The sequence below is a fragment of the Prochlorococcus marinus str. GP2 genome, from assembly GCF_000759885.1.
Lineage (GTDB): Bacteria > Cyanobacteriota > Cyanobacteriia > PCC-6307 > Cyanobiaceae > Prochlorococcus_A > Prochlorococcus_A marinus_J.
On the sequence record NZ_JNAH01000003.1, the window covers coordinates 396,342 to 416,038 of the forward strand.

Below are 19,697 nucleotides of genomic sequence, written 5' to 3' on the forward strand. Positions count from 1 at the left end.
AATAATCTTACTAGGATTTAATGATTTCTATTATTTAATAATCAATCTTGGGTATATTTATTAATGGATTAAAAATATCTGCATCTTATAAAAAGAAATGATAAAGAAACAAGATTTAAGATATTTTCAAGAAAATCAAATTTTAGTAGCTTCTATAGATATTGGAACTAACTCTACACATCTCTTAGTAGCAGAAATTAATCTAGAATTAAAATCATTTTCAATAAAATTCACTGATAAATCAACCACTCGTCTCGGAGAAAGAGATGAGGAGGGTAATCTTACTGAAGAATCAATCCAAAGAGCATTAGTTACTCTTAAGCGATTTAAGGAATATTGTAAAAGTAATGGAGTAAAACAAATAGTTACAGCAGCAACAAGTGCAGTTAGGGAGGCCCCAAACGGTCAAGATTTTATTAGAAGAGTTCTTGATGAAACTGATATTCAAATAGAAATGATAAGTGGTTCTGAGGAAGCCAGATTAATTTACCTTGGTGTTCTTTCTGGTATGGCTTTTGAAGATCAGTCTTTTGTAATCATAGATATTGGAGGAGGATCTACAGAGTTAATACTTGCAGATAAAAAAGATGCTATAGCTCTTACCAGTTCTAGAATTGGTGCAGTAAGACTTAAAAATGATTTTTTAAATAAAGATTCTATAAATTCAGAAAGATTCATTTTTCTAACAACTTTTATAAAAGGATCTTTAGAACCATCTGTTCGAAAAATAAAGAGTAGATCTAAGGGAGATAAGCCTTTATCTATGATTGCAACCAGTGGCACTGCAACCTCATTAGGAAATTTAATTTCAGATGATTTGGGAGAATCTAAACAAAAGTTGCATGGTTATAAATTTAAGAAGGAAAATTTACAAAATGTATTGGAAAAACTAATTAAATTGCCAATTTCGGAAATCAAGAAAATACCTTCATTAAGTGAGAGAAGAGCAGAAATAATTATTCCAGGAGCATTGATATTAAACACTGCAATGGAGATGTTGAACTTTAATGAATTAACCATTAGTGAGAGGGCGCTTAGAGAGGGTTTAGTTGTTGATTGGATGCTTCGTAAAGGGATAATAAAAAACGAGTTAAATATTCAAAGCAATATTAGAAAAACAACCATAGTTCATCAGGCCAGAAAGTTTGGCGTAGAAAGTACAAGAGCTGAGAAAGTTATCGATATTGCCTTTCAAATTTATGATCAGACTAAAAATATCTTTTATAACGAAAATGACCCTAAAGCCAAAGAACTTCTTTGGGCAGCTTCTAATCTCTATAATTGTGGGAAATACGTGAATGTTGGGTCATATCACAAACACTCTTGGTACTTAATAAAAAATTGTGAGTTGTTGGGCTATTCTGAAGCAGAAACAAATATTATTGCTTCAATTGCTAGATACCATAGAAAGACTCTACCCAAGAAAAGACATGAGTCTTGGCAAAGTTTAATATCCAAAGAAGATAAAACATTAGTTCTTGAAATGTCATTGATTTTGAGACTAGCAGCATCTCTTGATCAAAGACCTGACAAGGTGATTTCCTCAGTTCAAATAAAATTGGAGGGAAATATTCTTAAATTTGAACTCTTACCTTTAAATAGAAACAATGATCTTCTTCTTGAAAAATGGAACTTAAGATTATGCCGTAATGTAATAAAAGAACTAAAGAATTTGGATTTAAAAGTTATTTAGTTTTTTTAATAAGTTCTTGTTTTGGAGTTTGATTCTGAGAAGAGTCTGAAAATAAATTGAAAATTAAGGACGAGGCGATTAGTCCAAGAAGGCCTGAAATTAAAATAAATATCCAAAATCCTACTGGACTTAGATCCTTAGATTGTCTAGTTTTATTAGTTTTTTTAGCAACTTCTTCAACTATTTCTTCAATTTTTATCTCTTGCCTTTCTGTCTTGAATTCATTCATTATAAATTCTGTATCAAGTTTCAGCTTCTGTGAAATACGTCGAACCATTGCTTTGACAAATACTTTTTCAGGTAGTTCTTCTTCATTACCTTCTTCAATGGCTTTAAGTTGATGAGCTCCAATTTTTAAATCAGAAGCCAATTCTTTAATAGATTGATTTCTACTTAATCTGGCCTCTTTAATAAAATTTCCAATTCTTTTTAAAGAGGAATTTTCTCTTTTATTAATGTTTTCAGTAAAAGATTTTATTTCTTTCAAAGTAAGTAAATTTTTACTAATTATAGTAATTAATATTTTTCTATCAACTTTAAGATTATTTATTCCTAAAGAGATGCCTATAAGATGGATTATAAAGATTAGATCTTCTTTTAAAATTACTAATTGCTGGGCTAATTATGTAAATGGTTGTTCTAATTAGCTTTTTCTCAATAGAAAATTTTTCCATATCTTTTAATTCTATTAATGATGTCCAACCATCATCCCAAGATACTCTAAACCCCACAATCACTTGAGTCTCTGGAGGGTAAAACTCTAGTAGAGTTTTTTGAGACCTTTTCACATGCCTAGCACTTAGATAAAGACATATAGATGAATTATGTTTCGCAAGATCTTTCAGAGATTCTTTTTCGGGCATCCCTGTTCGCCCTCCTGCTCTAGTTAAAATTATTGTTTGCGTTACGTCAGGAATAGTTAACTCAGCTTCATGATATGCTGCAGCAACTTGAAAAGCACTTACTCCAGGAACAACCTCGATTTCAATTTTTTCGTTTTTTAAAATTTCGATTTGCTCTCTAATTGCTCCAAAAAGGCAAGGGTCTCCATCATGCAACCTTACAACAGTTTTCCCAGCCTGAAATTTTTCTATCATAATTGAGGTGATTTGCTCTAAGTTAAGTGAACTCGTTTTTATTTTTTCAGAACCTTCTTTAGCAGAATCTAAAATCTTTTCAGGAATTAGAGAATCAGTCCAAATAATGACATCTGCAACTTTTATCTTTTTTAATGCTTTTAAAGTTAATAATTCTGGGTCGCCTGGGCCAACACCAATAAAGGATATTTTGTTATCCATTCTTTCTATTTTTCCCACTATATGTTCTCAATCTTAAAAAAAATATTCCAATTAATCCAGAAGAAAATAGAAAAATACTTATAAATTGAGCCATTCTTATACCGCCATCACAGAAAGGTGGAAGTCCACCAATACATAGTGGGTCAGTTCTTAAACCTTCAATCCAGAATCTTCCAAAGCTATAACTTATTAAATAAAGAAAGCTAATAAAGCCTGGCCTGAAAAAATCTGTTTTATTTTGTTTATTAAAGGTAATAATAAGGACGATGAAAATTAAAAGATTCCACAATGACTCATAGAGAAAAGTAGGATGAAAAAATTCATAATTAATAAATTCTAAAGGCCTATTTTGGATAGGTATAAATAATTTCCAAGGCAAATTTGTAGGAACTCCAAAGGCTTCATTATTGAAAAAATTTCCCCACCTTCCTATTGATTGTCCAAGGATAATCGAGGGTATTAATATATCTATAAAAGTTTTTAAATTAATTTTTTTCGACTTACAGAAATAGATAATAGATATTAATCCTCCAATTAGACCTCCATGGATTGCTATGCCTCCTTCCCAAACTGCAAGAAAAGAAGGTATTTGAAAAATGTTATTTAATAGTTCAAAAGAAGTAAAAAAGTTCTCTCCGCTATACTGCCTCCACTCAAAAATTACATAATAAGCTCGAGCTCCAATTATTGAAGAGATTATTAATGATGGAAGTATTTCACTAATGTACTCTGGGTTAATATTTCTTGCCTTTGCTAGTTTTTTAGAGACAAACAGACCTATTAAAACTGAAACCGAAATAAGAAGTCCGTACCATCTAATAGTTATAAATCCTAAATTTAAAAAAGTTTCTCCTGGAGATTGTATAAAAGCTTGAAGTATAAGCATTTAGAGAAAGTTAGATCCCCTCTGCTGCTTGCACTTTTTCTACTTGTTTTTTCTTTAATACTAAAAGTATTTGTGTTAATCCTACACCAATGAAGAATGCAATCAATCCAATAACTCTATAAGGGCTCTGAAGTACAACCTCAGCATCTAATTGCCCAAAGCCACCAACGTTTGGATCATTAGTAAGAGGGTCACCTACATTAATTTTATCTTGCGCTTTTACGATAAGTTGAGGACCAACAGGGACTGCTTCAGTAGTTATTTCACCATTATCGTTTTCTATATTGACTTGATAGCTACCATCTTCAATTGTTTCTATTGAATTTATAGTTCCTGCGGTGGAAGAAGTGAATACTACATTATTGCTCTTTTCTCCAGTTGGATATACCTGACCTCTACCTCTATTTCCTCCAATATGTAACGAATATTTTCCATAGTGATATTCTTTATTAGTGGATGGGTCAGGGGAAAGTACAGGGAAAACGATTTCTTTATTGGTATCGCCAGGTAAAGGTCCGACAATAATGATATTATCTTTCTCTTCACTGTAATTTGTGAAATAAACTCCTTCTGTCTCCTCTTTTATTTCTTCGGTCCATCTTTCTTGTGGAGCAAGTTTAAAGCCATCAGGCAGCATTACAACAGCACCAACTTGTAATGGGACTTCCGAACCATCAGCCCCTATTTCTTTTAAATCATTTTTGTAGGGTATTTTGACTACAGCTTTGAAAACACTGTCTGCTCCAACAGATTGTGGAACCTCTGCAATTGTAGGCATCTGAGCTAGATGACAATTTGCACAGACTATCTTACCCGTGGCTTCTCTTGGGGATTCGTAGTTTTGCTGAGCCCAAAATGGATAAGCAAAACTGACCTTTGGATAAAATACAATGCTTGAAATGAAAAGCAGAGTACAGATAAATAAACTTGTTTTTTTCATAATTTGATTTTTAAGACCTTTCATTTTTTTTATGCCCACCATGGATTTTCATTAGTTCTAAAGTCAGTTTCTGACCATTGTTTGACGAGTACAGCATCATCTTCAATATCGACATGAGCTAGAGCTAAAGATAAAGGCGCAGGCCCTCTTACTACCTTCCCGTTAGTATCGTACTGACTGCCATGACAAGGACATATGAATTTATTAGCACCACTATCCCATGGGACAACACAACCTAAATGAGTACAAATTGCATTTAAACCAAATTCTCCTATTTCCCCACCCTCATTAACTATTAAATAAGTTGGATCTCCCTTTAAACCCTGAACTAGACTTCTGTCTCCTGCTTGATGGGTAGCTAACCAACCTGTCTTGGTTATTGGATTCCCTAATTCATCTTTAGCAGAAGTTCCACCTCCACCACCGCCTGCTCTTAGAGGCATGAAATAATTCGCTACAGGGTAAAGGGCTCCTAAAGCTACACCAGTTGCAGTACCAAATGTAAGAAGATTCATAAATTGCCTTCGACCCATAGAAGGGACATCATTGGAACTTAATTGAGTCATTCGATACTTGGTTCTGTTATTTATTAGTTATTATGGAGCAGATTGTTCAATTTCTGTTGCAAATAGATAGGACTTTTAATAATTTAAAGTAAAAGTTTATGAAGTCTTAATTAATTGATTTAAATGAACCCATTGCTAGTAGATGAAGTTATACATTATTTGATTCATCGCTGGGGGAAAAAATATGATTTTAGACTCTTTAGAAGAGGAAAATTCGTTTATTTTCAAATGATGTGGGGATTTCTTGGACAGGAATCATTCCCTTTAAGTGAAAATGAATATAAAAAATCGATAGCTGATAAAATCGAGATTTTAAATAGATGTGGATATTCAGAAGAAGTAAGGGAATGGCTAAAGAAAGTCAATGCTAAGCCAAGGTTAGGTAGAGCTGTCAGCTTGCAATTAGATCTTAATGAGAAGATGAAAGAGTTTTTGACTTAAGATTTTCTGATAAGTAAGTTAATCCAGTACCCACAAAAAATAAAAACACAATCGATATAGATAGCAATGACATAGTTAATGGGTCCGTTGAAGGGGTAATCACTGCAGATAATATTGCAGAGGAAATTACAACTATCTTCCAATTTGAAATCATTTTTTCTGTTGTGATTATTCCAAGAGAACCAAGAATAAATTGTAATACTGGCAATTGAAAAGCTATTGCAGTGCTAGACATTAACAATAGAACAAAATCAAAATATCTTTCTATAGACCAAGTTGGTTCAACAATATCAGCACCGAAACTAATGAAGAAATTGATTGCTGCGGGGACTAATATCCACCATGAAAAAATTAATCCTAAAAAAAATAGAAGACCTGAACCAAAAACTGCAGGCAAGATAAGGCTTTTTTCTTGTTTTGTTAAACCAGGAGAAATGAATAATATTATTTGATAAAAAATATAAGGCATAGAAACTATCAATCCGCTGTAACCTGCAACTTTAATAGCGACAAATAAAAACTCTCCTGGAGCAAGTTGTAGTAAATGAATATCACCAGCTGGAATTTCTAAAAAAGATATTAAAGGCTTTATGATGAGAAAACTAAAGAATATTGAAATAAGTATTGAGTAAATTGAATTTAGTATCCTTTGACGAAGCTCCTCTAAATGATCGCTAAAAGTCATAGAATCTGATAATTTTTTTTCACTTTGACCTGTACCTCTCATTATTATTTGATAAAAATTTTGTAAGAAAAAGGTTTAAAACTACTATTGTCAAAGTCCAATTTATTTTTCGATTAACTTAATTATTTGCTTAAGTTAGGATTAGTTGGATCTGGTAATAAGAAAGGAGGGGCATCATTTAAAGATGATTCACCATAAGTTTCATATTCTCTATAACCACCCATTTTACCATTAGTTTTCATTAAAGCGCTTACGAAGGCTAGTAGTAAGAAAACAGTAGGAGCTCCAATTATTAATGCAGCACCAAATAGATATCCAACAATAAATTCTGGAAAACTATGATTTCCTAAAAATTCATGAGTGCCCAAAAGAAAATCAAACATTTAGATTTAAAATTTTTTTTATTATAAACTAAATTACTGTTTTAAGATTTTTTTTAATATAATCTTCTCCTCTTGTAGGATTTCCCCAAATTATTTCTCCATTTTTAAAGGAAACGCAACCCGGTCCTCCTTTTTTGATTTTTTGCAGATCCTTAATCTTTACTAAATTAATTGGAACTTTAATGTTTCTTTTTGCCTTACTAAACAAAGCAGCTAAATCTGCAGCTATTTGAAGATCTTGCTCAGATGCTTCTTGAGATGAGGACTTCAAAACTACATGACTGCCTGGAGCTTCCTGAGCGTGAAACCATAAATCGCCTTTTTTTGAGAACTTAAAGCTTATTAAGTCATTTTGCCTCATATTTCGCCCAACCTGGAGCTTCAATCCTCTGGGAGTATAAACTTGAATTGGTGAAGATTCTATCTCAGATGTACTTTTCTTAACTTCTCTTTGCCTCTTGATATTGATATTAAACTCGTTACAAATTTCTTCCATAATTTCTTCTAGCAGTTTAATTCGCATAAAAAGTTTTTCATGATTTAAAGAATTTAAATTTTCTAGAAGCGTAGTGAATTCATCTAATCTCTCTATATTTGTTTTGTAAATACTTAATCTTTCTTTTATTAATTCTCTAGATCTCTTTAGTTTTTTTGACTTTTTATATAGTTTTTGTCCCTTAATAATATCTCGTTTTTTAATTTCATTTGAAGAAAATATATCATCAGCTTTTTCTTTATATAACTCGTAGTCCTCTGATTTTGTCAGAAGATCATATTGAATATTTAAATTCTTTTTTTCAATATTGATCTGTTTAAAAATTATCCCTTCAATTTTCTTTACCAACAATTCAAGTTTTTTTTGCTTCAGATGATTATCATAGTAATTCTCTATACCGGTGCATAAATCTATCTTTTTTTCGCAATTAATTTCTTTATCGAAAAACCAAACACAATAAAAATCTTTATTAAATATAGAAAAGTTAAAGTTATTGTTTTTAAACCTATTTATCCAAATCTTCCAATTTTTAAATATTTCCTTTAAGTCTGAATCAACAATGAAATCGATATTTTTTTCCATTATTTCCGAATTGCAAGTTTTGCTAACAACCTCTAATTGTTTTGTAAGGATAGGGCTTACCCCTTGATAGGTATTTATTAAACAGTATTTCAAAGATTCAGGTACTATTGAAATTGAGTCTTTCCATGATTGAAAAGACTCATCTTCTCTAGGTTGTTTTTTGTAATTAACTGGAGGGCCAGAGTAAATTGATCCTGTTGAAATTGTTCTAAAACTAGATTGACTCGATTTAATTTGTTTACCAACTGCAATTATTTTATGTTTGTTATCCAAATAAAATATATTACTATGTTTACCCATTAACTCAAAAATTAAATACTTACTAATTTCATCTCCAGGTTTTTTTGCAAAACCAAATTTTATAACTCTCTCGAAATCATCTTGATCAATCGAAATTAAAGCCATGTATTTTAATCCGTATCTTATTTGTTTAGAAAGTGTACTTTCTCTTCCAATTTTTTCCGGCTTATTTATCTTTAATATTCTGGGAGATTCACCATTCCATGAAACCTCTAACCAAGTTTGGGAATCAATTCCTCTGAAACATAATTGAATTGTATTAGGATCTGGTTGTTGGGCAGTTTCAAACTTTGAAGGTAAAATATTCTTTGTCAAATAATGCAAGACAGATTTAATAGATGTAATATCCATTATCTGTGGAACACCTTTTTGCATTATTATTCCTTTTTGATTCACAAGATGTTTATTTTACTGTAAAAAATTTAATATGAAAAATCAAAAAAAACTCATTATCCTTACTGGACCCAGCGGAGTGGGGAAAGGAACAGTTGTTAAAGAAATATTAGGTAAAGAAAAAAATTTTTGGCTTTCAATATCTGCAACTACTAGAGAACCTAGAGAGGGAGAGAAGGATGGAGAAAATTACTACTTTTTAAATCAAGAAAAGTTTAAAGAAATGATTGAACAAAACCTGTTCCTTGAATGGGCTCAATTCGCTGGGAACTATTATGGAACACCTTTGTCTTCTGTCAATGAGAAAATAAGAGAGGGATTTATTGTATTACTTGAAATTGAAGTCGAGGGTGCAAGACAAATAAAAAACAAGTTTCCTAATTCACTGTCAATATTTTTACTTCCTCCAAATAAAGAAGAGTTAGAAAGAAGAATAAGAAATAGAGGAACAGAAAAAGAAGAGGCAATAAAAAAAAGACTCTCAAGGGCTAATTATGAGATTTCAGTATCAAATGAATTTGATTTTGCATTAACAAATCACAATATTGATGAAACGGCAAAAAGAATAATCCAGTTAATAAAAACTTGATTATTCTCTCATTTATCAGCTCATTGGATGGAATAATAAATCTGGGAAAAATCTATTAAATTCAATAATTATTCCAGCTGTAAGGCTTAGCCAAATTGCTGCTACTACTGGTGCAGATCTGACAAATTTTGTATTTAGAATTTTGAACATTTGTTTTATGAAAGTTTTTTAAAGATGTTTAGCGAGGACCATTAAGTGTAATGTTGTTATCTTTCTCTCTTAAATCTCCGTTTCTACCTTGTTTATTAGCAAGAAGAGGCCATTGAGCTCCTTTTACAAGACATTTTTTAGCTAAATCAAGGTCAATAATGATCTCAAGATCTGCTGGATTCTTAGTCTTTTTTGATTCAATAAGATACTCTCTCCCTGACCAGCCTATAATTCCAGCAATATAAATGAATAATACTCCGGGAATAAGTAAATCTCCTTCATGACCTCTATTTAAAAGGGCCCCCCATGGCTCAAGAGGAGGTCCAATTATTAAATGTGGAAGACCATCATCTCCGCATGATGCTTTTCCATATCTTTCAAATCTTGTGATGTCTTTTTGAGTAGTTGCAGCACTTGCTCTTTCAATGAATTTAGGATTTTCAGAGCATCTTGTAAGTGCTGACGCTGTAAATTCTGTGCTTGCTCGATCTGCATTTAGGGCTGGCCCATTAGCTGCTAGAGCAATTGGAGTGATTCCTAGAAACAGAAAAACTGAGGTTATGATTGAAAATAAGAATTTCATAAGTTGCAATCTTTAATTTCTTATAATGTGTTAAGGAAGAAATTAATATTAAAATAGAACAAGTTGAACCAAATATGCATAAAGTTTTAGCTATTGAAACAAGTTGTGATGAGACATCTGTCTCAATAGTTTCCAATATTGGTGATAAGTTCAAAATTCATTCAAATATCGTTGCATCTCAAATTGAAGATCATTCAAAATGGGGAGGAGTTGTTCCTGAGCTTGCAGCTAGAAAACACTTAGAGCTATTACCTTTTGTTTTAGAAAAGGCATTAACAGAATCAAAAATGAGAATTGAGGAAGTCGATTACATTGCATCTACTGTAGCCCCTGGATTAGTTGGGTGTTTACGAGTTGGCTCTATTACTGCAAGATCACTTTGCATATTACATTCGAAGCCATTTTTGGGAATACATCATTTGGAGGGGCATTTATCTTCAATTCTATTTTCAGAAAACTATCCAAAGAAATCATTCCTTACATTACTTGTTAGTGGTGGACATACCGAATTGATTAAGGTTGATGAGAGAAGGGATATGAAAAGACTTGGGAAGAGTTTTGATGATGCTGCTGGAGAAGCCTTTGATAAAGTTGGACGATTATTAGGTCTCGCCTATCCAGGAGGACCAGCGATTGAAAAGATTGCTAAAAATGGAGACCCATTTAAGTTCAATTTACCAAAATGTAGAATTTCTGATAAAAAAGGTGGTTTTCTTAAATATGATTTCTCTTTTAGTGGTCTAAAAACCGCCGTATTAAGATTAGTTGAAAGAATAAATTTGGATGGGAAGACCATTCCAATTCCTGATATCGCTGCAAGTTTTGAGAGAGTAGTGGCAGAGGTCTTGGTAGAGAGAACAATAAAATGCGCGGAAGATAATAGCTTGGATAATGTTGTTGTAGTTGGTGGAGTGGCTGCTAATAATACATTAAGAAAAATGATGATTAGTGAAGCAGGTAAAAAATCTATTAAAGTTCATTTAGCTCCCCTTAATCTTTGTACAGATAATGCTGCGATGATTGGAGCTGCGGCGTTGTTCAGGATCAAATTTAAGGATCATTTAAGTTCCATCAAATTAGGTGTCGCAGGAAGACTATCAATTGAACAAACAAACACCCTTTATGAAGAAAACCCTCCTTTTTAAATTCTATGAACAAACAACCTAAAATCGAGATTAAAGAGACAAAAAACTTCGTTGATAAAAAGGAACTGAATTTGTGGAAAAGAGGTTTTACCCCTCAAGCTGAAATTTGGAATGGAAGGATGGCAACTGTTGGGATAGGAATTATTTTTATTATTATTGCTTTAATAAGCCAATTTTCTTAATAGTAATAAAATTGATTTGACTTAAAAGTAGTTTCGAAAGATTTAATAAAATTACTCTTGTTTAGCTGATTAATTATAAATTAAAAAGTATTGTATTTATTGGACTTCAGATGAGATTATTGATTTAATCAAAATAATAAATATTTCTATTATTTATAATTTTTTATGACGCCTGAAAGGCTTGGATTACTTTGGGGAATAACTGTATTCGCAGGTGCTTGTGCTCGATTATTTTCTACTTTTTCAGGATTCCCCAGTGTTGTTATTTTATTGCTTTCTGGATTACTTATAGGAAGATCAGGTTTAGGGCTGGTTGAGCCTTTAGATCTTGGGCAAGGCCTTGAAACTATTGTAGGGCTTCTAGTCTGTTTAGTTCTTTTTGAAGGGGGACTAAATTTAAAACTGCCTGAGGGGAATATAAGAAATACTGTTTTGAAAATTTCATTGGTAAGACTTTTTATTTCATTATCAGCTGGAATTTTTATTGCTCATTGGCTGGCAGGCCTCTCATGGCAGGTTGCAGGAATATATAGTGCCATCGTTTTAGCTACTGGACCAACAGTTGTCTCTCCGTTAGTGGAACAAATAAAATTAGCTTCCCCTCTCTCGGAAGTTTTAAAAGCTGAGGGGTTGTTGCTTGAACCAATTGGTGCAGTACTGGCATTACTGCTTTTAGAGCTGACTTTAGGAGATCTACGTGGGATTAATGAGGTATTTGTAGCATTAATGCAAAGATTAGGGGGCGGAGTCTTAATTGGATTAAGTGCAGGATGGTTACTATCAGAAATTTTAAAAAAAATAAAAAATGAAGCCTCATTTGGTATAGAGCTTCAAGTTACCCTTGGATTTATTTTCCTTGTATATGGAATTTGTGAATATTTCTTGCCAGAATCAGGCTTGCCTGCTTCTGTCGCTGCAGGTTTTATTGTAGGCAAAAGAGAAGTTATAGATAAGGAGAGATTGGATAATTTAATAGGTGAATTAGCTCAATTGGCAATTACAGTTCTTTTCCCTCTTTTGGCAGCTGACGTTTCTTGGGGTGAATTAAGTCCGCTCGGCTGGGGAGGAGTTGTTTGCGTTTTTATGTTGATGGTGATTGTTCGCCCTGTCTCTATATGGATAGCAACAATGGGAAGAGAATTGAAATTAAAAGAAAAAATATTTTTAGCTTGGTTAGCCCCAAGAGGCATCGTTACTGCAGCGGTAGCTTCTCTTTTTTCTATCAGATTAGAGCAGGCTGGTATCCTTGGGGCAGGCCGTCTTCAAGGTTTAGTTTTTCTCACTATATTAATGACAGTAGGTATCCAAGGTCTTTCAGCTAAACCTTTGGCAAATAGGCTTGAATTAGACCAAGAAAAATAATTTAGATTTATTTAAGACATCTTTCAATTCGAGATCTATCAGTCTTTATCTCAGATAAAAGCTCCCAACTTTGAATTAAATCCGGCCCACTGAGAGATCCAAAAAAGGCTACTCTTAATGATTTCATTAATATCCCTTTTTTAACATTATGCATTTTTGAGATTTCGTTTATTATTTCTTTGGCTTTCTCTTGATCTAGTTTTACAGTATTTTGCTCAATTAAATAATTTAATATTAGTTTTAGAGATGCTTTGCTATCATCGTTTTCCAGAAAATCTTGACCTTCTTTTTGAATTGTAGGTATTAAGAAAAATGGTTTTGATTGATCAATTGCATCTTTTAGAAGAGTCATAGAGTCTCTAAGCAAGATTGCTAATTTGTAGGCCCATTCTTGAGATGGCGCCACCCAACCGTTATCATTCCAGTATTTCCTCATTATCTCACTTAACTTTATAGATTCCATATTTTTTATATATTGAGAATTAATCCAGTTGAGTTTCTCCCAACTGAATTTAGCTCCAGCTTTATTTATGTCTGATAAGTCAAAAATTTCTGATATCTCATCAAGTGACAGTATTTCTTTGTCGGTAGATTTTGGAGACCAACCTAAAAAGGCCATATAGTTCGATAAGGCCTCAGATAAATATCCCATATCTCTAAATTCGTCGATTGAAGTAACACAATCTCTCTTAGATAATTTCTTCCCTTCGCTATTTAGTATCAGGGGGGTATGCGAAAAAGTCGGCAAATTAAAATTTAATGCTTTATAAATCAAAATTTGTTTTGCAGTGTTTGAGATATGGTCTTCACCCCTTACAACGTGAGTAATATGCATCAAATTATCATCAACTACAACTGCAAGATTATACAAAGGGTCTCCAATCTCATATCCTTTTGACCTTCTTGACAAAACTAAATCACCACCCAAGTCCTTCCCTTGCCATTTGATTTCGCCTCTTATCTGATCCACCCATTTAATTTCAATTTTTTCATCAATCTTAAACCTTATTACTGAAGTCCTCCCTTGGGATATGAATGCTTCTATTTCTTCTTTAGAAAGACTTCTGTGTCTGTTATCATGCTTTGGAGGTAATCCTTTCTTTTTTTGTTCTTCTCTTAATTCAGAAATTTCATCTTCTGTTGTAAAGCACCTATATGCAGCTCCACGTTCCAATAACTTTTTGATATAACTTTTGTGAATCGAAATTCGTTCACTTTGCATAATAGGTTCTTCATCCCATTTAAGTCCAAGCCATTTCAAGCCATCTAGTATATTTTTTGTGTATTCAGATTTAGATCTAAGAAGATCTGTATCCTCTATTCTTATGAGGAATTTTCCTCCTGTTTTTTTTGCGTACAACCAGTTGAATAGTGCCGTGCGAGCAGTACCAATATGAAATAAACCTGTTGGACTTGGGGCTAGTCTTAAACGTTTTTCCAACTTTTTTTAGAAAAAACGGGACCGACGGGATTCGAACCCGCAACTTCCGCCGTGACAGGGCGGTGCTCTAACCAGTTGAACTACGGTCCCAAAATTTTAGTCCTAAATTTAATTAGAACATCTTCTTTAAAATTATCAGATCATAATACTTAATTAATGTTGTTGTAATAAAAAAAATTTATTAATTTAGGAATTTAAGAAATATTGGGTTTTAGAGCTAATTAAATAATTAAGAAACTATTTATTTTTGTGGTCTAAAGCCTGCCGGTTCTATCAACCTAACTTGGTTACCTCTTGCAGTGAATTCTCTTCCTTGATCACTTTGGACAACAACTCTACCACCAGATTTAACTCTGATAACTCTTGCACGAACCCATCCTAGAGCTGCTGATTCGAGGACTTTTACTACGTCCCCAGGTTGAAGATCTAACTCCATCTTATGAAAAATGATTTACATAATGTTGATCAAACGCGTCGTGGAGGACTTGAACCCCCGACATCAGGTTTTGGAGACCTGCGTTCTACCAACTGAACTAACGACGCATTTAAATGATTATAAGCGCCTTTGTGACCAATAAGTTTGTTACTTTACAACTTTATCGATCAAAGCGTTGTTTTACGCGAGTAGCTTTACCTACTCTATCTCTTAGATAGAATAACTTAGCCCTCCTTACTTTACCTCTACGTTCAACTTTTAGAGAGGCAACTTGTGGACTATGTAGCATAAATACTCTTTCAACACCTATTCCTTGGAAAATTCTTCTTACTGTGATTGTCTGATGCAGTCCTCCATGCCTTTTAGCTATGACAACACCTTCATAGGGTTGAACTCTTTCTTTATTACCCTCTGTAATTCTTACACCAACTTTAACAGTGTCACCAACATAAATTTCAGGTAATTCTTTTTTTAATTGTTCATTTTCAAATTCCTCAATTAGATTGCTAACGCTTATCTTTTTTGTAGTTTCAGAAACCAAGTTTTTTTCTTTATTCTCAACTGCTACATCAGTTTTGACGTTGGTTTCTATTTCATTTTCTTGTTTCTCTTTAGCCATTTTGACCTTTGTTATCCTACAAGTTCTATATCTTAACCCTTTGACTCACCTTTAGTAACCTTTTTGGTAAATGAAATTGTTTTTGAAAACATTTGAAATCCTGTTATTAGCATCCATAAAACTCCTAAGGAATTTAATAACACGTATATCAACTCGCCATTATCTCCTAGCCATTCGCCCTCGTGGATAGCCATTAACCAATGAACTTGGTCTCTTGAGTAACCTAATAAATCTTTTGAAACCCTGTAAAATAAGCCAGTTATTGAAGATAAAAATAATGGAAGAAAAATCCAAGGCGCCAAAGCTTTATGAAATTGTCTAGAATTAGAAAAAAAATTCATTCCTGTTTCCAATTGTTGTTGGTAGATTTAAGGTAGCCGAATCAATATTGGCTATTTTGATGATATTTGTCTATTACTATTATTTATTCCAATGAAACATTTTGCAGATCTCTTATTAAATAAAAATAATTCCAAAACTAATGATCAAGTGCCATTTATTCAGAGAAGAAGAGGAATTGAAATAAAGTCTGCGCGTGAAATAAATCTGATGAAAAAATCCAGTAAAATAGTGGCAACAGTTTTGAGAGAAATTAATGAATTAATCAAACCTGGAATGAGCACAAAAGATTTAGATGATTTCGCAGAAAAAAGGATAAAAAGTTTTGGAGCTGTGCCAAGTTTTAAAGGCTATCATGGTTTCCCCTCTAGTATTTGCTCTAGTATTAATAATGAAGTTGTTCACGGAATACCCAGTAAAAATAAAATAATAAAAAATGGTGACTTAGTGAAAATTGATACAGGGGCATATCTAGATGGCTTCCACGGAGATAGTTGTATATCAATATGTGTAGGAGAAGTTAGTTCAAAGGTGCGAAAACTTAGTGATGTCGCATTTAAAGCTTTGTATGCGGGGCTTTCTAAAATCAAGGCAGGGAATACACTTCTTGATATTGCTGGGGAAATTGAAGATGTTGTCCTAAAAAATGGATTTAGTGTTGTTGAAGACTATACAGGTCATGGAGTCGGACGAAATTTGCATGAAGAACCCTCTGTATTTAATTTTAGGACCAAAGAATTACCTAATGTTGTTCTTCGTGAAGGAATGACCTTAGCTGTGGAACCAATAGTTAACGAAGGTAGTAAATTTTGTAAAACATTAAATGATAAATGGACCGTAATAACAAAAGATGGAAAACTATCAGCGCAATGGGAACATACAATAGTAGTATTAAAAGATGGTATTGAAATATTGACTGAAAGAGATTTCTAGTTATAAAGATTTGTATTTATAAATAATTTTGCAATACAAAAAGTTAAAAAATTCTTTTAAAGGAAAAAGTAGGTAGCTCAGAGGGTTTGGACTGATAATTACTAGATACCTTCTCGAATTGGCTAGATCATAAACTTTCCTAGAGACAAATTTGGGACTCATTATTCCGATGGGATTTAGTTCTGATTTAAAAGGCCCTAAAATGATTTTTTTGATAACTAATTTTTGCTTAGTATCTTTGTTTAAAAGATTTTTTTTAAAGGAAACTAATTGCCCAATTAGAGATTTACTTATCTCATATGATGGATTTAAAGCTGGTAAAATTTCTGCCTCAGATGTGTTTATCCAAACCTCTTTTTTAATTGATGACTGATTTGCTAATGCGATATCCTCAAATAAATTTAAAAATTTAAACTTACTTAATGCATTTATTTGTATAGAGTTTTCATAATTAGAATTTTCTCGACTCAAATTATAGATACCATGATTCAATATCAAAATATCTATCTTTTTTAAATGCTTTTTTAATTTCGATTCTTTACCACATTCCCATTTAATCAATTCGTTAGGAGATTCATGATTTATTTCAGAACGGGCGTTACTATGGGTAAATCCAATTACTTTATATCCTTTCTGACGAAACAATTTTGTAAGCTCTTTACCTAGCGCGCCTGATGCTCCAGTAATTCCAACAGTTCTTTCTTTTTTTGTTGAATTTATCATTTTATTTGATTTTGATGAAATACAAAGGAATTAAAAAAAAATTGACTTGAAAAATTTTTTTTATATTTATTTGATTAAAACTCATAAATAAATATTTGTTTAGTTCATAAAAAAATATTATCTTGAATCTATTAATAAAAACTTTACTAATTATGAGCGATATATTATTAATTGGTTCATGTGAGCCATTTAGTGGTAAGTCTGCATTAGTTCTTGGGATAGCAAAAAAACTTTTACAGAATAAAAAAAAAGTTCGCATAGGAAAACCACTGGCTACATGCATTGAACTTACTAATCTACCCGCAATGTCTTATGAAGGATTAATAGATGATGATGTTAAGTTTATTGGCTCTACATTAAATATCGAAGAGGAGGATTTAATTTCTTCAGTAGGATTACTGGATAATATTTCAGCTGAAAAAAGAATTTCTAATAAAGACTTGCTTCCAGGAAAAGGTTTTGATCAAATTAAGGAATTGGCTAATGATGATTTTAAAGGATTAAATATTTTAGAAGCGGCTGGAAGTCTTTATGAGGGAATGATTTATGGTTTAAGTCTCCCACAACTTGCAGAAAGTTTGAATGCAAAAGTATTAATTGTGAATTTATGGGAGGATTGTAAAAGTGTGGATGCATTGCTTGATGCTAAAAAACAATTAGGTGAGCATTTTGCTGGAGTGGTCCTGAATGCAGTTTTACCTAGTGAAGTTGAAAAAGTTAATAAAGAAATAATACCTTGTCTTAAAGATATGAATATTGAAGTTTTTGGAGTAATGCCTAAATCACCACTTCTTAGAAGTGTCACAGTTGGTGAACTTGTAAGAAGATTAGATGCCCAAGTAATTTGTTGTCCTGAAAAAGATCAATTACTTGTTGAGACACTGAGTATTGGTGCAATGGGTGTAAATTCTGCAATGGAATTTTTTAGAAGAAGACGAAACATGGCAGTAGTAACTGGTGCTGATAGAACTGATATCCAACTTGCGGCCTTGGAAGCGTCTACGCAATGTCTTATCTTAACTGGTTTGGGCGAACCTCTATCACAATTGATTCATAGGGCGGAGGAATTGGAAGTACCAATATTAAAAGTGGAATTAGATACTCTTTCTTCCGTAGAAATAATTGAGCAAGCTTTTGGGCATGTAAGAATACATGAATCAATTAAAGCATCTTATGCCGTCCAACTAGTTCAGGAGCATGTAAATCTAAAAAGAATTCTTGAAAAAATTGATTTTCCCTGCAATTTTTCAGAAAAATGCTAATTTCAAATATAGGAACCATTTTATTTTGAGTCGCTCTTTAGATCTACCTGCTACCGAAGGCGTTGATGCCTTAGCTCAAGAACTCGCCAAAATCCAAGATCATGGAAAAAGGAGAATTGCTTTTTTGGGCACTAGACATGTACCAGTAGTAGATATCCACTTTATTGAGTTGATAGCAAGATCCTTGGCAGATGAGGGACACGATATTCTTACATCTGGATCTCAAGGAGTGAATGCAGCAGTTATTCGGGCTGTTTTAGATATCAATCCTGCATTATTGACTGTTTTATTGCCACAAAGCCTTGACAAACAAATACCGGAAATAAAGGCCCAACTTGAGAGGGTTATGCATTTGGTTGAAAAAAGTGAAAATGATGAATTGCCTTTACCACTTGCAAGTAGCCTATGTAATCAAGAAATCATTACTAGGTGCGATCAATTAATATGTTTCGCTTTCCATGATAGTGAAACCTTGCTAAACAGCTGTAGATGCGCAGAAGAAATGGGAAAAATGGTAAGTTTGTTATTTTTTGATTAAATTAATCAATTTCTTTTGATATATACTAATTTATGCTAATAATGTTCATGCATTTAAAAATTTAGAATGGCAGAAAGTTTTTCATTTGATGTAGTTTCTAATTTTGATAGACAAGAATTAGTTAATGCTTTAGATCAAGTAAAAAGGGAAATTTCTCAACGTTACGATCTGAAAGGAACAGATACTGTAGTTGATTTAGATAAAGAAAATATATTTATAACTACTAACAGTGAACTAACTTTAAATGCTGTGCAGGACATAATTAGACAGAAGGCAATAAAAAGAAACTTATCTCTAAAAATCTTTGACTACGGTGAAATTGAGACTGTTAGCGGTAATAGAGTAAAACAGACAATTCTATTAAAAGAAGGGATTAAGCAAGAAATAGCAAAAAAAATCAGTAAAGATATCAGAGGTCAAATAAAAAAAATTAATGTCAGTATCAATGGAGAAACCCTAAGAGTTTCTAGTAAGAGTAAAAATGACCTTCAATTAGCAATAAAGCTTGTTAGTGAATTTGAAGAGTCTTTGAACATTCCTCTAAAAGCTAACAACTTTCGATAAAGTCTTTAGTAAGATTATTTTTAAAATATGGCAGATTATTCAGAATCTCTCATTAAATCATTAATTGATAAAGTAAAAAAATATCCTCGTTTTTCAAGAGATGAATTAGAGAAATTTTGTTGGATGGCAGTTCATGAACATAAGCATGGCGTGTTACCTTCTGAATAT

25 protein-coding genes and 2 tRNA genes are annotated in these 19,697 nt (G+C 32.5%); 10 read left to right on the forward strand and 17 right to left on the reverse strand.

The window, feature by feature from the left end; genetic code table 11:
* The first annotated feature begins 97 nt into the window (after window positions 1–97).
* On the forward strand, window positions 98–1,693 hold the full coding sequence (locus EU91_RS05485) for a Ppx/GppA phosphatase family protein (RefSeq protein ID WP_032524168.1): 1,596 nt from the start codon (window positions 98–100) through the stop codon (window positions 1,691–1,693).
* Here EU91_RS05485 and EU91_RS05480 read toward each other — a convergent pair.
* From EU91_RS05480 to petC, 5 genes are read right to left on the reverse strand one after another with little or no spacing between them, the layout of a single operon-like run.
* The gene (locus tag EU91_RS05480) at window positions 1,686–2,180 is read right to left on the reverse strand and encodes a helix-turn-helix domain-containing protein (protein WP_032524169.1); all 495 of its coding nucleotides are present in this window, start codon (window positions 2,178–2,180) and stop codon (window positions 1,686–1,688) included. The two genes, EU91_RS05485 and EU91_RS05480, sit on opposite strands and share 8 nt — an antisense overlap.
* Before the next feature lie 55 nt (window positions 2,181–2,235).
* Window positions 2,236–2,991, reverse strand: a complete 756-nt coding sequence (gene cobM / locus EU91_RS05475; protein ID WP_032524202.1) for a precorrin-4 C(11)-methyltransferase — start codon at window positions 2,989–2,991, stop codon at window positions 2,236–2,238.
* Complete coding sequence (gene lgt / locus EU91_RS05470) at window positions 2,984–3,877, reverse strand: prolipoprotein diacylglyceryl transferase (RefSeq protein WP_032524170.1); 894 nt, start codon at window positions 3,875–3,877, stop codon at window positions 2,984–2,986. The genes cobM and lgt overlap by 8 nt, the downstream gene beginning before the upstream one ends.
* A gap of 10 nt (window positions 3,878–3,887) precedes the next feature.
* Entirely contained in the window at window positions 3,888–4,820 is a 933-nt protein-coding gene (petA, locus tag EU91_RS05465) for a cytochrome f (RefSeq protein WP_413355510.1), read from the reverse strand.
* 26 nt (window positions 4,821–4,846) lie between these two features.
* Complete coding sequence (gene petC, locus EU91_RS05460; RefSeq protein WP_011817974.1) at window positions 4,847–5,383, reverse strand: cytochrome b6-f complex iron-sulfur subunit; 537 nt, start codon at window positions 5,381–5,383, stop codon at window positions 4,847–4,849.
* A gap of 123 nt (window positions 5,384–5,506) precedes the next feature.
* On the opposite strand from petC, the gene EU91_RS05455 reads away from it, so the two are divergent.
* Window positions 5,507–5,824 (forward strand): DUF3067 family protein, encoded by a 318-nt coding sequence (locus tag EU91_RS05455; RefSeq protein WP_032524171.1) that lies wholly within the window; start codon window positions 5,507–5,509, stop codon window positions 5,822–5,824.
* Here the strand turns inward: EU91_RS05455 and tatC are convergent.
* From tatC to EU91_RS05440, 3 genes are all read right to left on the reverse strand, one after another.
* Window positions 5,793–6,551, reverse strand: a complete 759-nt coding sequence (tatC, locus tag EU91_RS05450) for a twin-arginine translocase subunit TatC (RefSeq protein WP_025933237.1) — start codon at window positions 6,549–6,551, stop codon at window positions 5,793–5,795. The two genes, EU91_RS05455 and tatC, sit on opposite strands and share 32 nt — an antisense overlap.
* 80 nt (window positions 6,552–6,631) lie before the next feature.
* Window positions 6,632–6,892 carry a hypothetical protein gene (locus EU91_RS05445; protein ID WP_032524172.1) on the reverse strand — a complete coding sequence of 87 codons (261 nt, stop codon included), beginning with the start codon at window positions 6,890–6,892 and terminating at the stop codon, window positions 6,632–6,634.
* A 28-nt stretch (window positions 6,893–6,920) separates the two neighbouring features.
* Window positions 6,921–8,621, reverse strand: coding sequence for an NFACT RNA binding domain-containing protein (locus EU91_RS05440; RefSeq protein WP_032524204.1), 1,701 nt, complete (start codon window positions 8,619–8,621; stop codon window positions 6,921–6,923).
* 76 nt (window positions 8,622–8,697) lie between these two features.
* On the opposite strand from EU91_RS05440, the gene gmk reads away from it, so the two are divergent.
* Window positions 8,698–9,252: a guanylate kinase gene (gene gmk / locus EU91_RS05435; protein ID WP_032524173.1), complete on the forward strand. Its 555-nt coding sequence runs from the start codon at window positions 8,698–8,700 to the stop codon at window positions 9,250–9,252.
* Between the two features lie 15 nt (window positions 9,253–9,267).
* Here gmk and psaJ read toward each other — a convergent pair whose 3' ends face one another.
* Both psaJ and EU91_RS05430 read right to left on the reverse strand, forming a co-directional pair.
* Window positions 9,268–9,402 (reverse strand): photosystem I reaction center subunit IX, encoded by a 135-nt coding sequence (psaJ, locus tag EU91_RS0108505; protein WP_011862490.1) that lies wholly within the window; start codon window positions 9,400–9,402, stop codon window positions 9,268–9,270.
* Window positions 9,403–9,430: 28 nt separating this feature from the next.
* A complete protein-coding gene (locus tag EU91_RS05430; RefSeq protein WP_032524174.1) occupies window positions 9,431–9,985 on the reverse strand; it encodes a photosystem I reaction center subunit III in 555 nt (184 codons plus the stop codon).
* Window positions 9,986–10,059: 74 nt separating this feature from the next.
* Between EU91_RS05430 and tsaD the strand changes: the two genes are divergently transcribed.
* From tsaD to EU91_RS05415, 3 genes are all read left to right on the forward strand, one after another.
* On the forward strand, window positions 10,060–11,130 hold the full coding sequence (gene tsaD, locus EU91_RS05425) for a tRNA (adenosine(37)-N6)-threonylcarbamoyltransferase complex transferase subunit TsaD (protein ID WP_032524175.1): 1,071 nt from the start codon (window positions 10,060–10,062) through the stop codon (window positions 11,128–11,130).
* 5 nt (window positions 11,131–11,135) lie between these two features.
* Window positions 11,136–11,312, forward strand: a complete 177-nt coding sequence (locus EU91_RS05420) for a high light inducible protein (protein WP_025933243.1) — start codon at window positions 11,136–11,138, stop codon at window positions 11,310–11,312.
* A 165-nt stretch (window positions 11,313–11,477) separates the two neighbouring features.
* Entirely contained in the window at window positions 11,478–12,674 is a 1,197-nt protein-coding gene (locus EU91_RS05415; RefSeq protein ID WP_032524176.1) for a cation:proton antiporter, read from the forward strand.
* Window positions 12,675–12,681: 7 nt separating this feature from the next.
* Here EU91_RS05415 and gltX read toward each other — a convergent pair whose 3' ends face one another.
* The 6 genes from gltX to EU91_RS05385 all read right to left on the reverse strand — a co-directional run bounded on the left by gltX (window position 12,682) and on the right by EU91_RS05385 (window position 15,511).
* Window positions 12,682–14,115, reverse strand: coding sequence for a glutamate--tRNA ligase (gene gltX / locus EU91_RS05410; protein ID WP_032524177.1), 1,434 nt, complete (start codon window positions 14,113–14,115; stop codon window positions 12,682–12,684).
* Between the two features lie 16 nt (window positions 14,116–14,131).
* Window positions 14,132–14,205: transfer RNA gene (locus EU91_RS05405), tRNA-Asp, on the reverse strand.
* 151 nt (window positions 14,206–14,356) lie between these two features.
* On the reverse strand, window positions 14,357–14,551 hold the full coding sequence (locus EU91_RS05400; RefSeq protein ID WP_002807701.1) for a hypothetical protein: 195 nt from the start codon (window positions 14,549–14,551) through the stop codon (window positions 14,357–14,359).
* A 34-nt stretch (window positions 14,552–14,585) separates the two neighbouring features.
* Window positions 14,586–14,658 (reverse strand) — tRNA-Trp (locus EU91_RS05395).
* A 53-nt stretch (window positions 14,659–14,711) separates the two neighbouring features.
* Complete coding sequence (gene rplS / locus EU91_RS05390) at window positions 14,712–15,170, reverse strand: 50S ribosomal protein L19 (protein ID WP_032524178.1); 459 nt, start codon at window positions 15,168–15,170, stop codon at window positions 14,712–14,714.
* Between the two features lie 32 nt (window positions 15,171–15,202).
* Entirely contained in the window at window positions 15,203–15,511 is a 309-nt protein-coding gene (locus EU91_RS05385) for a hypothetical protein (protein WP_032524205.1), read from the reverse strand.
* Window positions 15,512–15,602: 91 nt separating this feature from the next.
* Between EU91_RS05385 and map the strand changes: the two genes are divergently transcribed.
* Window positions 15,603–16,442 carry a type I methionyl aminopeptidase gene (map, locus tag EU91_RS05380; RefSeq protein ID WP_032524179.1) on the forward strand — a complete coding sequence of 280 codons (840 nt, stop codon included), beginning with the start codon at window positions 15,603–15,605 and terminating at the stop codon, window positions 16,440–16,442.
* On the opposite strand, the gene EU91_RS05375 is transcribed toward map, so the two are convergent.
* Entirely contained in the window at window positions 16,443–17,165 is a 723-nt protein-coding gene (locus EU91_RS05375) for an SDR family oxidoreductase (RefSeq protein ID WP_032524180.1), read from the reverse strand.
* A 152-nt stretch (window positions 17,166–17,317) separates the two neighbouring features.
* Here EU91_RS05375 and EU91_RS05370 point away from each other — a divergent pair, with 152 nt between their 5' ends.
* The 3 genes from EU91_RS05370 (at window position 17,318) to EU91_RS05360 (ending at window position 19,529) form a co-directional block, all read left to right on the forward strand.
* Window positions 17,318–18,427 carry a phosphotransacetylase family protein gene (locus EU91_RS05370; protein ID WP_032524181.1) on the forward strand — a complete coding sequence of 370 codons (1,110 nt, stop codon included), beginning with the start codon at window positions 17,318–17,320 and terminating at the stop codon, window positions 18,425–18,427.
* Window positions 18,428–18,452: 25 nt separating this feature from the next.
* A complete protein-coding gene (locus tag EU91_RS05365) occupies window positions 18,453–18,965 on the forward strand; it encodes a DNA recombination-mediator protein A (RefSeq protein ID WP_032524206.1) in 513 nt (170 codons plus the stop codon).
* 66 nt (window positions 18,966–19,031) lie between these two features.
* Window positions 19,032–19,529, forward strand: coding sequence for a YajQ family cyclic di-GMP-binding protein (locus EU91_RS05360; RefSeq protein WP_032524182.1), 498 nt, complete (start codon window positions 19,032–19,034; stop codon window positions 19,527–19,529).
* Window positions 19,530–19,697: the final 168 nt, after the last annotated feature.

Excerpts from the sequence above, each read along its gene's own strand:
- EU91_RS05485 (WP_032524168.1), top strand. The coding sequence starts at position 98 with ATGATAAAGAAACAAGATTTAAGATATTTTCAAGAAAATCAAATTTTA.
- cobM (WP_032524202.1), bottom strand. The coding sequence starts at position 2,991 with ATGGATAACAAAATATCCTTTATTGGTGTTGGCCCAGGCGACCCAGAA.
- lgt (WP_032524170.1), bottom strand. The coding sequence starts at position 3,877 with ATGCTTATACTTCAAGCTTTTATACAATCTCCAGGAGAAACTTTTTTA.
- petC (WP_011817974.1), bottom strand. The coding sequence starts at position 5,383 with ATGACTCAATTAAGTTCCAATGATGTCCCTTCTATGGGTCGAAGGCAA.
- EU91_RS05455 (WP_032524171.1), top strand. The coding sequence starts at position 5,507 with ATGAACCCATTGCTAGTAGATGAAGTTATACATTATTTGATTCATCGC.
- tatC (WP_025933237.1), bottom strand. The coding sequence starts at position 6,551 with ATGAGAGGTACAGGTCAAAGTGAAAAAAAATTATCAGATTCTATGACT.
- EU91_RS05445 (WP_032524172.1), bottom strand. The coding sequence starts at position 6,892 with ATGTTTGATTTTCTTTTGGGCACTCATGAATTTTTAGGAAATCATAGT.
- EU91_RS05440 (WP_032524204.1), bottom strand. The coding sequence starts at position 8,621 with ATGGATATTACATCTATTAAATCTGTCTTGCATTATTTGACAAAGAAT.
- gmk (WP_032524173.1), top strand. The coding sequence starts at position 8,698 with ATGAAAAATCAAAAAAAACTCATTATCCTTACTGGACCCAGCGGAGTG.
- psaJ (WP_011862490.1), bottom strand. The coding sequence starts at position 9,402 with ATGTTCAAAATTCTAAATACAAAATTTGTCAGATCTGCACCAGTAGTA.
- EU91_RS05430 (WP_032524174.1), bottom strand. The coding sequence starts at position 9,985 with ATGAAATTCTTATTTTCAATCATAACCTCAGTTTTTCTGTTTCTAGGA.
- tsaD (WP_032524175.1), top strand. The coding sequence starts at position 10,060 with ATGCATAAAGTTTTAGCTATTGAAACAAGTTGTGATGAGACATCTGTC.
- EU91_RS05420 (WP_025933243.1), top strand. The coding sequence starts at position 11,136 with ATGAACAAACAACCTAAAATCGAGATTAAAGAGACAAAAAACTTCGTT.
- EU91_RS05415 (WP_032524176.1), top strand. The coding sequence starts at position 11,478 with ATGACGCCTGAAAGGCTTGGATTACTTTGGGGAATAACTGTATTCGCA.
- EU91_RS05400 (WP_002807701.1), bottom strand. The coding sequence starts at position 14,551 with ATGGAGTTAGATCTTCAACCTGGGGACGTAGTAAAAGTCCTCGAATCA.
- rplS (WP_032524178.1), bottom strand. The coding sequence starts at position 15,170 with ATGGCTAAAGAGAAACAAGAAAATGAAATAGAAACCAACGTCAAAACT.
- EU91_RS05385 (WP_032524205.1), bottom strand. The coding sequence starts at position 15,511 with ATGAATTTTTTTTCTAATTCTAGACAATTTCATAAAGCTTTGGCGCCT.
- map (WP_032524179.1), top strand. The coding sequence starts at position 15,603 with ATGAAACATTTTGCAGATCTCTTATTAAATAAAAATAATTCCAAAACT.
- EU91_RS05375 (WP_032524180.1), bottom strand. The coding sequence starts at position 17,165 with ATGATAAATTCAACAAAAAAAGAAAGAACTGTTGGAATTACTGGAGCA.
- EU91_RS05370 (WP_032524181.1), top strand. The coding sequence starts at position 17,318 with ATGAGCGATATATTATTAATTGGTTCATGTGAGCCATTTAGTGGTAAG.
- EU91_RS05360 (WP_032524182.1), top strand. The coding sequence starts at position 19,032 with ATGGCAGAAAGTTTTTCATTTGATGTAGTTTCTAATTTTGATAGACAA.